Source organism: Pseudoalteromonas sp. APC 3694, assembly GCF_030407565.1.
Lineage (GTDB): Bacteria > Pseudomonadota > Gammaproteobacteria > Enterobacterales > Alteromonadaceae > Pseudoalteromonas > Pseudoalteromonas tetraodonis.
Map to the genome: position 1 here is coordinate 1 of NZ_JASDDE010000043.1, position 13,760 is coordinate 13,760.

Consider the following 13,760-nt stretch of genomic DNA (forward strand, 5'->3'; position numbering starts at 1 on the left):
TTAACTCGCTTTGGCTCATTAGATTTAGATGGAGCACTTGGCGCTATTGGGTAGACAGATATAGCAAAGCTCATTTTAACTAATGAAAAAGTATGTATTTTAAGTAGCTGAGCTATAATTCTTGCAATTAGTGCTCGTCTCTAATTAACTTAACCTATGGTGAATTTTTGGGTATGGTTATGTTAGAGCGAGCATGGCAAGTTATTGCAAAACGTCGTTATTTATTAGCACTGGGTGTATTGTTTAGTGTATCGGCTTTTGGTAATACCATTAATTTGGTTATTAAAGATCAGCATGACCAAGTATTGCCTAATGCTGTCGTAGAAATAAATCATTTACCTTCTTCAAAAACTTCGGGCAATTTACCCACAGCGGTAATGGATCAAGTTGATAAACAGTTTTCTCCAGAGTTGCTTATTGTACACCAAGGTCAGTACGTCGACTTTCCAAATAGCGATAATATTCGCCACCATGTTTATTCTTTTTCAAAAGCTAAACCTTTTCAATTAAAGCTTTATTCTGGCCAGCCAGAAGAACCTATTAAGTTTGATAATCAAGGTGTTGTTGTTCTAGGCTGCAATATTCATGACTCCATGGTGGGCTATATATATGTCGCTAACAGTAGTCATGTGTATACCAGTAACGAGCAAGGCCAGATAAAGCTGCAAGTAGACACTTTTCCTGTGCAAGCCAGTGTTTGGCATTCACTACAAACAGCTCCCTTGGATAATAAAAAACAGTTTGGTATAGAATCAACCAACCCGTTATCAATCACTATAAATACGTCTACGCCTGCACCACGAAATACCTTTGGTAGTAAATTTAGGAAAGGTAATGGGCAATAATTTACGTAGCCGTATAACAACGCTATGCGTTGGCTTGGTGTTACTCACTACCTTGGTTAGTTTACTGAGCTTTTGGTGGTCTACCAGTAAATTTCAGGCAGAAAAAGTGCAACAAAATATAACGGTTGCGCAAAGCGTTTATAAACAATATTTAAAATCAAAAGAGGGCTTATTATTAACAGCCGCAAAGGTGTTAACCGCTGATTTTGGTTTTAAGCAAGCGGTTGCAACTCGTGATGCCGCCACTATTAGCAGTGTGTTATACAACCACAGTCAACGGATCAATGCGGATCTTATGCTGTTGCTCGATTTATCAGGGCGGTTAGTATCAGCTAATGTTAATGCACAAAATTTTGCCGATAACCTACAGCCCTTAATGGATGAGTTATTAAATAATTCTGAGCAATCGAGCTTTGTGGTGTTAAATAACCAGCTGTACCAAGTGATTTTATTACCCGTTAAAACTCCCAGAACCATAGCTTACAGTTTGGTCGGATTTAAAATAACATCTGCAGTGGCTACTGAGCTAAAAAGCTTAACAGGAATGGAGGTTAGTTTTGTTGCGCAATTAGATGATTTTGCAACAAGCTCGCTAGTATCCCAACCAGATAACTTTCAACCAATAACGTACTTTACCAATAAAACTACGGCTCGTTTTTTTGCCGAATACTTGGCCTATGAAAACGAACAAATAGCTTTACCCTCTTTACAATCGCATCCGATAACCTTACTGCTTAGCGCAGATTTAACCTCGAGTTATCGCGATATTGAGCAATTATTATTAACGCTGATCACACTCGCTGTTTTAACTATGTTATTTGGTGTGATCACCAGTAGTTTGTTAGCAAATAATTTAACGACAGGACTTTCACAGTTAGCGGTTATTGCCAGACAGTTTGCAAAAGGCGACTACCGCTTTAAATTTGAAGGTAAAAAGCAAAGCAGTGAAATAGAAACGCTCGTGAATGCTTTTAATAACATGGGTAATGATATTAATAAGCGTGAGCAGCAAATAAGTTTTCAAGCACATCACGATACTTTAACAGGGTTTTATAACCGTTCTGCTATGTTAGATTTATTAGCTAAGCGGCTCACTAATGATGCGCGGTACACGCTTGTTGCTATTGATATAAAAGGCTTAAGGCATATAAACGATAAGCTTGGTCCACAAGTAGGGGATGGATGTTTAATTGCAGTGGCAAACCGTATTCGTCAATTTTCTGATGAGCTAGGTGGTTTTCATGCCCGTATTGGTGGCGATGAATTTTTAACGGTTTACCCTTGTGCAGAGGTTGAGCAGGTAAAATGTGCAGTGGCTGATTTACTCAAGCAATTACAGCTAGCTTACAAGGTTAAAAATTTAAAAATAAGCTTACGTTTTAATGCTGGTATTGTGCAATACCCAGAGCAAGGGACTAAAGCAGACGATTTAATGCGACGTGTACTCATTGCTGTAGATGCAGCTACAACGAGTCAGCAAAGCTTACATTATTATCAAGACGGTGAAGATGAGGCGCATTTAGACCGTTTAATTATGCTTGATGAACTCAAACAAGCAATTGATGATGATAATGGACAATTATTTATGACCTATCAGCCTAAATTGAATATTAAAAGTCAGAAAATTGATAAGGTAGAGTCTCTTATTCGTTGGCAACGAAAAGATGGTGGCTGGGTCTCGCCTGAGGTCTTTATTGATTTAGCCGAGCAGTCAGGGTTAATAGTAGAGCTGACCGCTTGGGTTGTCGAGACTGTGATTGCACAAATAGCCGATTGGTCAAAAAAGGATATTCATTTACAAGCCGCTATTAATGTTTCTGCCCAAGATATTGCTCATTCAGGTTTTCACGCTTCGTTGGTAGCCACCTTAAATAAATACCAAGTAAACCCAAGCTCTGTCACTATTGAGTTGACGGAGCGCGATATGATTGAAAATGAAGCCCAAGGTATTAAAGCGTTAGAAGATTTAAAAACTATTGGCGTTAAAATCTCATTAGACGATTACGGTGTCGGACAAACATCATTGGGGCGCTTAAAAATGTTACCTATTGATGAGCTTAAGTTAGATAAATGCTTTATTTTAACTCTGCACGAATCACAAAAAGATCAATACATAGTGCGCTCTTCAATCACATTGGGTCACCAATTGGGGTTTTCTGTTGTGGCTGAAGGGGTAGAAACCGCTGAGTCTTTATCAATGCTTCACGAAATGCAATGCGATCATGCGCAAGGTTACTATTTAAGTCGCCCTTTAAAAGCGCAGCAATTAGAACAATGGTTAGAGGAATATCAGCGTGTACATTAAGTTATTATTCGCCTTGGCACTCTCATTTTGTAGTGCGTTAAGTATGGCTGCTACGGGGAAATTATTAGCAACACCGGGCGTGTCTCAAGTTGAAGGCAGTGCAGGAGGAGGGTTAGTTCCTTGGGCGCAGCTAGCAGGATATGCTAGTGAGGACGAATGGGCTGTTAATGGTTTTTGTAGTCGTGCTGATGTTACTGACTACCGTCTTGATGCCTGCGGCATGCAACTAAACCTATTCAATCGTGTTGAGCTCAGTTATGCAGTGCAGCAGTTTGATGTGCCTGCACTCAATACCGAAATAGAGCAGTCAATTTCTGGGGCAAAAATTCGTTTATATGGTGATATAGTATACAGTAAGTGGCCCCAGCTAAGCATGGGGGTACAGCATAAATCACTAGAGGATGGCACAGTAGCAAAGTTAGTTGGCGCAAAAAATACCAGTGGTACAGATGTGTACCTAGCCGCCAGTAAATTACATTTGGGCGCACTTGCTGGGTACAACTGGTTTTGGAATGTGACTACTCGCTACAGTAAAGCCAATCAGCTAGGACTGTTAGGATATGGCGGGGCTAATGAGGGCAGCCATATTTTAGTAGAAGCAAGTAGTGCAGTTTTTGTAAGTCGTGAACTTGCCATTGGTGTTGAATATCGACAAAAAGCCAATAACCTAGGTTTAGGCGAACAAGATTGGCGCGATTTATTTATAGCGTGGATGCCTAATAAGCACATGAGTGTGACTGCGGCCTATTTAGACTTAGGGCGGATTGCTGGTGTTGATAAACAAACCGGCTGGTATTTATCGGTTACGGGGTATTGGTAATGAAACTGAGTGTATTTATTTTTTGTTGTTTAAACTTACTTGCAGGGTGTACAACCCAACCCAACACCTCTTTGTATCAGCAACTAGGCGAACAAGCTGGGCTTGAAAAGTTAACTGACAGTTTTATTGCCCAAATAGGTAATGACAAGCAGGTATTTCATTACTTTGAACACAGTAATATTAGCCATTTTCGACAAGGGTTTATTAGCCATTTATGTTCGCTGCTTGAGGGCCCTTGCGAATATAAAGGTGACTCGATGGTTGCTATCCATACAGGTATGAACATAAATGAAAAAGACTTCAATCACGTTGTCGATTTATTAATAAATGCAATGAACGAGCAAAATACCCCACATACAGTGCAAAATGAAATTTTAGCTAAAATGGCGCCATTGCGTGGCGAAATTATTAAGATTTAACAACTAAAATCACATTGATAGTCATTAATAATTGAACCTAACTTTTAATACACTTGTCGACGTAGTACAATTTGATTAAAAAGTTGGTGAACGAAGCTTTTATGGCTTATTTATTTATATCCCGCAGTAACGTACATGCAAAATATTATAAAAAAATAATAAAAAAAATGTCACTAGACTGCCAGCTACATGTCATGGGAATACCTAAGCTTTCTGCCATAAAGTATTTAAAAGATGCATTTAGAGTAGACTTTAATGATGTTGTTAAAGCGCAGCTGAAACGCAAACAAGCGCGTAATATAATTTGGAATAGCTATATAATAAAAAAGGGTTACACACTCAGCCTCATCTTGTTTGAGCGTTTGCGTTATGCTAAATATTTAGCGCTTTTAAACAACGTTGATCCTGAGTATGTTGTTCTTTGGAATGGCAATAAATTACCAAATATAACTGTAGCTATGGCTGCAAAAGCGCTAGGAATAAATCAATTTTATTATGAAAATGGACTTTTGCCGGGGACTAGTAGTTTAGACCCGCGTGGTATTAATTTTAATGCATCCTTAAGTCGTGATCCTTCCTTTTATCTTAGCTTTGATCCCCATAATTCCTTGAGGTTTTCGGAGCCAGCTTTAATTCCCAGAGCAGATCATAGAAAGCGATGTTCATTTGACTTCGAAAAAGTTCCAGAGCGATATATTTTTGCTCCTTTTCAGGTACCTCATGATACACAGTTAGCAAGCTTTTCTCCTTGGGTAGACTCAATGGATATGTTTTATGATGTTGTAGTTGAGGCTGTTAAGAGTTTGAACGATCCTTCATTAAAAGTCGTTTTTAAAGAGCATCCATCATGGCACAAACATTACTCCCACCTTTACAGCAAAGATTCTGTAGCAATATTCGCTAATGGAAATAACACTAGTGACTTAATCAAATGTGCTGAGGCAGTCATAACTATTAACTCAACTGTTGGCCTTGAGGCTTTGCTATTTAATAAGCCGGTATTAACACTGGGCCAAGCTTGTTATAACATTGATGGGTTGGTCAAACATGCTAACGATGCGGAATTATTGAGTAAGTATGTTTATGAGATCACTCAAGGGTGGCAGCCTGACTTGTTAATACGCAATAAGTTTTTTAGTTTTCTTGAACACGTCTATTGCATACCCGGTGTTTGGAAGCATACAGAGGAGAAGCACATCAAGGCAATTGAAGCGCGCTTTACTGGCAATGATGAGTTTTCTAAATATCATGGCACTAAAAAGAATAAACAATGAAAAATATAGTCAGTGCAAAATGGTTACATGCGCGTTTAGAGCAAACTAACTTAGTTATTTTTGATGCAGGTATGCTACGCCCCTCAGCTGCAGGGGAGTACTCGCCCGTTGCTATGCTACCCAAAGCACAACGGTTTGATATCAAAAAAGAACTCGCAGATACCTCAAATCCATTGCCCAATAGCTTGTGTAGCGCAGAGCAATTTACTCAAGTGATGCAAAAAGCGGGAGTGAATCACGATTCACTCGTGGTGATTTATGAAGATACGGGGTTATTCAGTGCAGCTAGAGCCTGGTGGATGTTTAAAGCCATGGGGTTTAATAACGTAAAAGTGCTCAGTGGTGGTTTAGCCAAGTGGCTTGAACTCGGGCTTGCGGTTGAGTCAAACTATACGCAAGCATCACTAAAAGGCGACTTTATTGCTCATTACCAACCTGATTACTTCATTGATAAAAAACAGGTGCTAAGTGCTACTAAGGATGCCAATACAGTTATTTTAGATGCGCGTGCTTATGAGCGCTTTACCGGTAAAAATAAAGAGCCAAGAGCGGGTATGCGCAGCGGCCACATTATTAATAGCTACTCGCTACCTTTAAGTAGTTTATTAGAAAATGGCGAGGCAAAATCACTCGACTTTATACAAACACAGTTTAGTGAATTAGTCGGTAATGCAACCCAGATACAGTTTAGCTGCGGTTCGGGTGTTACTGCCTGTGCGCTTGCATTGTTCGCTGATGAATGCGGATATAATAATTTAAGTGTTTACGACGGATCGTGGAGTGAGTGGGGCGCTGATAGCTCACTGCCTATTGCTGTGGGTGGCTAATTTAACTATAGGGACAATTTTTACACCCGTTTTTGCAGCAAGTACCACGTTTTAAAAAATACCACTTACTAAACACCATGTAATTATTCTGCATGGTGTAATCTAACCCTTCAATTAAATTATCATGGCTTCTAAATTGTTTAGCAAAAGCTATTTGGTTTTTAATTGGCTGGGTGTATATAGTCTCTAAATAGTAATTAATTTTAGCAAGAGTACATGATCGGCATAAGCAGCTGGTTGCTGTATCATCGAGTGGTAAAATAGCGGGTAACTGATAACACCAACATGCGGTTATATCATTAACATTACAGTTAAGCGTTGTATTACATTGGCTGCAGTTTATCTGGGTCATTTTAGGTCTTATTAACAGTAGAGCAGCAAGAATAACAAACATTATGAATATACAAAAAGCATTGGCTGAATTTATTACTTTTGGTGAGCAAAGAGATAGTGCCATTAGTGTGATTGTTTCAACCGCAGCAAGCAATAAAATCTACCTGTACACACTCACAAAGCCTGTACTAATTAATGTACTTACGCGTTGTTTCAATAAAGAAATTGATATTGACGATTTACAGCTGTGGGCAAATGTTATTGAGTCGCGAGATGACATAAATTGCGCCGAGCATGAAGGCGTTATTTACGCGCTAAGTAATAGCGAGCAAATGGGCGAGTTGACTCATCAAAAGCTCGCACAGTTGTTAAAGCTGTTACAACAGTAGCAGGTGGTTATCAGAAAGTATGAAAGGTTTTAAGCAACAGTTTTCAGATGTTAGTAACCACTACTGGGCTAATCTCTAGCTGACACCTGAAACCTAAAACCTGTTCTTAAAGTTTACTTATGATAGCTCAAGCAAGTTTCTACTTCGTCTTTAGAGCCTAAAATAACCGCAACACGCTGATGGATGGCATCAGGCTGAATATCCATAATACGCTCAGTGCCTGTTGAAGCAATACCACCTGCTTGCTCTACTAGCATTGCCATTGGGTTTGCTTCATAAAGTAAACGCAGTTTATTAGGCTTATTAGGATCTTTAGTATCAGTTGGGTAAGTAAATAAGCCACCACGGCTAAGTACACGGTGCACATCGCCAACCATTGCAGCAATCCAACGCATATTGAAGTTTTGAGCGCGAGGGCCTGTATCTCCGGCAAGTAAGTCATTAATGTAGTTTTGCATCGCTGGTTCCCAGTGGCGCTGGTTAGAGGCGTTAATTGCAAATTCATTAGTTTTAGCAGGAATAGCGGCAAAATCTTGAGTAAGTAAAAAGCTACCTTGGGTTTTATCTAAGGTAAACATGCGTGTACCTTTACCCGTTGTTAGCGCAAGCATAGTTGATGGGCCATACAGTACGTAACCTGCAGCCACTTGTTGATGCCCAGGTTGCATAAAAATCTTTTCATCAGCAGCATCTGAGCCCACAGGTGCTTTCATAATAGAAAAAATAGTACCTACAAGTGAGTTAATGTCGGTATTTGACGAGCCATCAAGTGGATCAAATGCAACAATGTAATCGGCATCTGGGTTACCGGCAACAGTATAATCTTCTTCTTCAGAGGCAATCGCTTTAACTGTGCCTGACTCCAGCAATATATCTTTTAATAACTGATTAGACAGTACATCGAGTTTCTTTTGTGTTTCGCCTTGAATATTTTCATCGAGGGTTGAGCCTAATACGCCCGATAATTCACCTTGACCGACGCGAAATGAAATTTCTTTACATGCCGCTAAAATAGTACGAATTAACGACAAAAGTTCTCTTGAACAGCCATCTTCTAGTAATACTGGTGGGAGTCTACGCATTCTTTTTTCCTGATAACGTGTTAAAACTAATCATAATGTGAGAGAGATTAGTTTAGAGCGCTGAAATTCGTCTTAAATAACTGTATTGTATAAATAACCCCCTATAATGGGGTACCTACATCGCATTTAAAACGCTAATAACAAAGATAAGATTATGCAAAAAATATCACGATTAAGTTACATACTCTTTACTGTGCTGCTCTGTATGATAACTCAAGCGCACGCAGCAATTAAGTCTATTGACGAATTTACTGAAAAAATGAACCATTTCCCTGGTTATTTTTCTTTCTTTTACGATACCCAAAACGGCAATGTGTATTTAAAAGTTGATAAACTTGAGCAACAATTTTTACTACAGCATAGCTTGCCTTATGGCGTTGGCTCTAACGATATAGGTTTAGATAGAGGCCAATTAGGCGGTACCTATTTGGTACAGTTTGAGCGCTTTGGCAACAAGGTGATGTTACGTGCCGTAAATACTTACTACCGTGCAAACACGAGTAATATAGCAGAGCAGCAAAGCGTTAAAGAAGCGTTTGCATCCAGCATTTTGGCGGGTTTTAAAGTTGTCGCTCAAGATGACAATGCTGCATTAATAGATTACACCCCTTATTTACTGAGTGACGTACATGGCGTAAGCCGTACTTTAGCTGCGCGCAAGCAAGGGCAGTTTAGCCTTGATGAGTCACGCAGTGCGGTATTTATGAATCGCTCAAAAGCATTTTTGAAAAATACTGAACTTGAAGCCATTCTCACCTTTAAAGGATCTAAACCAGGTAAATACGTTCGCCAAGTGAGTGCTGATCCTTACGCTTTGAGTGTGCACATGCACCATTCACTTATTCAATTGCCTGATGATAATTACACACCTCGTAAATTTAGCCCGCAATCGGGTTATTGGAGTGTGGAGCATAAAAATTATGCAGCAGGGCTCGATGAGTCTATGTACGTGCGTTACATTCCGCGTCATCGTTTAGCAAAAAAAGATCCAAGCCTAGCAGTTAGTGAGCCAGTAGAGCCTATTGTTTATTACTTAGATCCAGGGGTACCTGAACCAGTAAAAACGGCTTTATTAGATGGCGGGCAATGGTGGAATGACGCTTTTAATGCTGCAGGCTATAAAAATGCCTTTAAAGTTAAAGTGCTACCAAGTAATGCAGATCCTATGGATGTGCGCTACAACGTTATTCAATGGGTGCACCGTGCTACCCGAGGCTGGTCGTATGGCAGTTCAATTATAGACCCACGTACAGGCGAAATTATTAAAGGCCATGTGACACTAGGGTCGCTGCGAGTGCGTCAAGATATCTTAATTGCTGAATCACTCGCTGCGCCTTATTTAAAAGGCAATGAAGTGGCAGGTACCTTACATGCAATGGCACTTGATCGTATTCGTCAGCTCAGTGCTCATGAGATTGGTCATACACTGGGTATTGCGCACAACTTCGCAGCGTCAGTAAATAATCGTGCTTCGGTGATGGATTATCCGCATCCGTTATTGAGCTTTGCAGATAATGGTCAGTTAGATGTATCTCAAGGTTATGCTAAAGGTATGGGCGCATGGGATACGCAAGTGATCAAATATGGCTACAGTGATTTTACCGGCCAAGATGAAAGCGAAGCACTCGCTGCTATTTTGCAGCAAAATAAAGCACAAGGTTTGGCGTTTATTTCTGACAGTGATGCCCGTGCCAAAGGTGGGGCGCACCCTACAGCTCACCTTTGGGATAATGGTGGTAATCCAAGTGAAGAATTACTTAGAGTGCTTGATGTGCGAAAGCAGGCGCTTGGGCAGTTTGGTATTAACAATATAAAAACTGGGGTTGCACTGTCGCAGTTAGAAGAAAAGCTAGTGCCACTTTACTTGTTCCATCGTTATCAAGTTGAAGCGGTTGCAAAGCTTATTGCGGGCGTTGATTATGACTATGAAATTCGTAGTGACGCACCCGTCAAAGGCGCCCAAGTTGTAGCTAAAGAGGCTCAGCAACAAGCAGTTAACGCTATTTTAGCCACCCTAAAAGCAACTAATTTAACGCTGCCAGAGTCGATACTGTCTTTGATTGTACCAAAGGCGTATGGCGAGTCTAAATCACGAGAAAGTATAGTGGGTCGTACCGGCTTAACTATGGATGCACTAGCATTGCCTGAAGTGGCCGCGCAGCATAGCTTATCGTTACTACTCAATGCTCAACGATTAAATCGATTAGCACAGCAGCAAGCACGTGATAACCGCTTTTATAGCCTAGATGAGCTACTTAAACAGTTAAATAAGCAAGTGTTTAATGTATCAGCGCCTGCCACCATGACAGGAAAAGTAACACAACGAGTACAGTACCTAACGGCAAAAACCATGGCTGATCTTGTGGCTAACGACGGTTTAAGCCCTGAAGTGCAAGCGCAACTGCATTTCTATTTAAGCAAACTTGCTGATGAGTTTAATCAACACTCTTTACTGAGCCACCCTGAAGTAGGTGACAGCGCATTTAAAGACTATTTAGCGGCGCAAATTAATCAGTTTTTAACAACAGGCCAGTGGCCTGATAACTTTAAAGCGTTACCCATACCACCAGGCTCACCTATTTAATAGTACAAGCCAGAGGATAAAGGCGCTGTATAAACGTTACGTTTCATGGTGCCTTGTTTTTAGGGTGTTACTTTTGCTTGCATAAAGTTGGTTTTTTGTTAATCTAGCCACCCCCTATTTTAGTCTTTTTGAGGTGTTTATGGCGTTTTTATCTCGTTCGATATTGGCGTTATCAATGGCACTTTTAAGCTGCAATGCAATCGCACAAAAGCAATGTGATGTTGAACTTCGTCATGGTTTAATTATTACCGATGATGTGATCCGTATTGTTGATAAAGGCCAAACTAGGGTGCAAATTAACAATAATAATCAACTGTTTATTCGAGGCTACTGGGTCGATTTAAGTACCGACGAAAGTAAAGTGCTAGAACAATTTAGCAATGGTATTCGTCAAACGGTTCCAGAGCTGGTCGATTTAGCGACTGATGGCGTAAACCTTGGGCTTAGTGCTATTGAGCATGTTGTTGAGGGCATGTCAGATAAAGAACCCGAAGTACTAAAAACGCAATTACAATATGTAGAGCGTGCACTTATGGATAAGTTTAAGCGTGGCGACGACTTCTTTTTTATAGCCCCTCAATCGCTTTCCCAAATTGATGATTTTTTTACTAAAGAAATTAGCCAAAAAATACACTCTGCAGTACATGGCTCTTTGGGTGCTATTTTAATGTCGCTCGGGGATGCGTTTAAATCTCGAGAAGGCAATATAGAAGACCGCATGAACGACATGGGGCAACGCATGGATATCATCACCAAAGAAATCGATAAGTCGTTGCAAAAAAAAGCCCACCAATTAGAACTTAAAGCCTCTGAATATTGTGAATGCTTAAATTCTCTAGATATTACAGAGTCTCGCCTACAAGCCATTGTACCCGGGATGACAGACTTTGATTTAGTGCAGATTAAATCATAAGAGCAGGTTTTAGGCGTCAGGTTTCAGAAAGGGCTGCGGTCAGTTTGAAGCTGTTTTCCTAATACCTAAACAGCCTTACAGTTTTATCTCTGCGGCGGTTAGTGGGCGGTATTCACCTGCAGCCAGATCTTCACCTAACTTTATACCCGCAATTTGTTCACGATGTAATTCAACTACTTTGTTATCTACCGCTGCTAGCATACGTTTTACTTGGTGATATTTACCCTCAGAAATAGACAAGCGTAAACCATAATTCCCTAAGCGCTCAGCAATAGCAGGGCGAGTTAAATCTTTTTCATTGTGAAGCTGCACACCGTCGCGTAATTGCTGCAGTGCATCATCGGTAATCGGCTCTTGAGTTTCAACCAAGTAGGTTTTAAATTTATTCTTTTTAGGCGAGGTAATTTTGTGTGACCAGTCGCCATCATTAGTAATAAGCACTAGGCCAGTGGTGTCTATGTCTAAACGCCCAGCAATGTGAAAATTGGCCATGTTTGGCTCATCAAGCAAATCAAATACGGTTTTGTGTAACTCATCCGAATTAGCGCATACATAACCTACCGGCTTATTGAGCATAAAGTAGCGTTTACCTAAAAACACTAATGGCTCGTCATAAAACAGCACGTCATCTTGTTGAGTAACTTGAAAGTCGAATGCCGTGATCACCTCGCCATTAACGCTAGCCGCTTGGCTTTTTATTGCCGCACGGGCTTTTGAGCGCGGTAATTCTGCTAAATGGCTAATAAATTTATCTAAACGGCAAGGAAATTTCATGTTGTTCACATTTTTAGTCGGCTACAATGGCCGCGAGTATAGCGGATAGTGAAATACCATGACAGAGCCCAGCACAGAAATTTTAAGCCTGTACCACCGCAAAGTTTCATCAGGAGAGCTTGATTTTGATGCGGCGCAGCACCAAGCCATGAGTGCGTTACAGTCTTTGAGTGAGCAATTAAATCAGCCAACAAGCTGGTGGCAAAAAGCACGGTTAATCAAAGGGGTATATTTATACGGTCCTGTTGGCCGAGGTAAATCTATGCTGATGGATTTATTTTATAAAAACTTACCCACAGAAAAAAAGCAGCGCCTGCATTTTCATCACTTTATTGAAAAAATTCATGCTCAATTGGCCAAGTTACAAGGGGATAAAAATCCGCTACAAATAATAGCTAAACAGTGGGCCAAAGAGATAAAGGTACTGTGCTTTGATGAGTTTTTTGTTAGTGATATTGGTGATGCCATGATCATGGCTCGGTTATTTAACGCTTTGTTTGAACAAGGCGTGATACTAGTCGCAACCTCTAACGCAAAACCCGAGCAACTTTATTACAACGGTTTGCAACGCGCGCGATTTTTACCAACTATCGATTTAATAAATGCGCATTGTCATGTAATTAACGTAGCGGGGGAGGAAGACCACCGCTTCAGGTACGGTAGAAGCAGTCGTCATTATTTTATTAACTTGCCCCACGCGGAATTTGAGGCTGGGTTTTTATCCGCACATTCTCAAGTAATGCATAATAGTACAATGACAGTGCATGGCCGAGCTCTGTCCTATTTATTAAAAACTGACGATGCTTTACTGATTGATTTTATGGCATTGTGCTCAGGCCCTCGTAGCGCCAATGACTATATGTTTTTAGCAGAACAGTTTTCGGTAGTATATATCGCGAATGTGCCAATAATGGGAAAAGAGGCAACCGGTAAGGTTATTGTGCATGGTATAGAAGATAGCTATCAGCGAGAAAAGCAGCAATTGGATGAGCATACGCTCGATGATGAAGCACGGCGTTTTATTGCCTTAGTCGATGAGTTTTACGATTGCCACAAATTACTAGTAATTAATGCCCAGGCCGACATAAACGAGTTATACCAAGGTAAAAAGTTAAGTTTTGAATATGCGCGAACCCAGTCACGGATTGTAGAAATGCAAAATTGGTAAGTACAACATTAAAACACCGCATTTAAT

13 protein-coding genes are annotated in these 13,760 nt (G+C 40.4%); 10 read left to right on the plus strand and 3 right to left on the minus strand.

All coding sequences use genetic code 11. From position 1 onward, the window contains the following. Nucleotides 1-179: 179 nt before the first annotated feature. The 6 genes from QMA00_RS13865 (at nt 180) to QMA00_RS13890 (ending at nt 6,490) form a co-directional block, all read left to right on the plus strand. Nucleotides 180-845: a methylamine utilization protein gene (locus tag QMA00_RS13865; RefSeq protein WP_036985203.1), complete on the plus strand. Its 666-nt coding sequence runs from the start codon at nt 180-182 to the stop codon at nt 843-845. Continuing rightward, nucleotides 835-3,150, plus strand: a complete 2,316-nt coding sequence (locus QMA00_RS13870) for an EAL domain-containing protein (RefSeq protein ID WP_008113756.1) — start codon at nt 835-837, stop codon at nt 3,148-3,150. Before QMA00_RS13865 ends, QMA00_RS13870 begins: the two co-directional genes overlap by 11 nt. Further along, entirely contained in the window at nt 3,140-3,970 is an 831-nt protein-coding gene (locus QMA00_RS13875) for a DUF3034 family protein (RefSeq protein ID WP_008113758.1), read from the plus strand. Before QMA00_RS13870 ends, QMA00_RS13875 begins: the two co-directional genes overlap by 11 nt. Then, complete coding sequence (locus QMA00_RS13880; RefSeq protein ID WP_076922722.1) at nt 3,970-4,389, plus strand: group 1 truncated hemoglobin; 420 nt, start codon at nt 3,970-3,972, stop codon at nt 4,387-4,389. Before QMA00_RS13875 ends, QMA00_RS13880 begins: the two co-directional genes overlap by 1 nt. A gap of 101 nt (nt 4,390-4,490) precedes the next feature. After that, nucleotides 4,491-5,663 carry a capsular biosynthesis protein gene (locus tag QMA00_RS13885; protein ID WP_076922721.1) on the plus strand — a complete coding sequence of 391 codons (1,173 nt, stop codon included), beginning with the start codon at nt 4,491-4,493 and terminating at the stop codon, nt 5,661-5,663. Beyond that, nucleotides 5,660-6,490: a sulfurtransferase gene (locus QMA00_RS13890; RefSeq protein WP_076922720.1), complete on the plus strand. Its 831-nt coding sequence runs from the start codon at nt 5,660-5,662 to the stop codon at nt 6,488-6,490. The genes QMA00_RS13885 and QMA00_RS13890 overlap by 4 nt, the downstream gene beginning before the upstream one ends. A 1-nt stretch (nt 6,491) precedes the next feature. On the opposite strand, the gene QMA00_RS13895 is transcribed toward QMA00_RS13890, so the two are convergent. Continuing rightward, nucleotides 6,492-6,842, minus strand: a complete 351-nt coding sequence (locus QMA00_RS13895) for a cysteine-rich CWC family protein (RefSeq protein WP_076922727.1) — start codon at nt 6,840-6,842, stop codon at nt 6,492-6,494. A 43-nt stretch (nt 6,843-6,885) separates the two neighbouring features. Here QMA00_RS13895 and QMA00_RS13900 point away from each other — a divergent pair, with 43 nt between their 5' ends. Then, nucleotides 6,886-7,212: a hypothetical protein gene (locus QMA00_RS13900; protein WP_008115457.1), complete on the plus strand. Its 327-nt coding sequence runs from the start codon at nt 6,886-6,888 to the stop codon at nt 7,210-7,212. A gap of 113 nt (nt 7,213-7,325) precedes the next feature. Here QMA00_RS13900 and QMA00_RS13905 read toward each other — a convergent pair whose 3' ends face one another. Beyond that, on the minus strand, nt 7,326-8,294 hold the full coding sequence (locus QMA00_RS13905) for a class 1 fructose-bisphosphatase (RefSeq protein WP_076922719.1): 969 nt from the start codon (nt 8,292-8,294) through the stop codon (nt 7,326-7,328). 154 nt (nt 8,295-8,448) lie between these two features. Here QMA00_RS13905 and QMA00_RS13910 point away from each other — a divergent pair, with 154 nt between their 5' ends. Together QMA00_RS13910 and QMA00_RS13915 are read left to right on the plus strand one after the other, a co-directional pair. Continuing rightward, entirely contained in the window at nt 8,449-10,878 is a 2,430-nt protein-coding gene (locus QMA00_RS13910) for a zinc-dependent metalloprotease (RefSeq protein WP_076922718.1), read from the plus strand. Nucleotides 10,879-11,017: 139 nt separating this feature from the next. Then, nucleotides 11,018-11,791: a YggN family protein gene (locus QMA00_RS13915; protein ID WP_008115461.1), complete on the plus strand. Its 774-nt coding sequence runs from the start codon at nt 11,018-11,020 to the stop codon at nt 11,789-11,791. Between the two features lie 75 nt (nt 11,792-11,866). On the opposite strand, the gene rsuA is transcribed toward QMA00_RS13915, so the two are convergent. Next, complete coding sequence (gene rsuA, locus QMA00_RS13920; RefSeq protein ID WP_076922717.1) at nt 11,867-12,565, minus strand: 16S rRNA pseudouridine(516) synthase RsuA; 699 nt, start codon at nt 12,563-12,565, stop codon at nt 11,867-11,869. 58 nt (nt 12,566-12,623) lie between these two features. On the opposite strand from rsuA, the gene zapE reads away from it, so the two are divergent. Further along, the gene (zapE, locus tag QMA00_RS13925) at nt 12,624-13,733 is read left to right on the plus strand and encodes a cell division protein ZapE (RefSeq protein ID WP_076922716.1); all 1,110 of its coding nucleotides are present in this window, start codon (nt 12,624-12,626) and stop codon (nt 13,731-13,733) included. Nucleotides 13,734-13,760 lie beyond the last annotated feature (27 nt).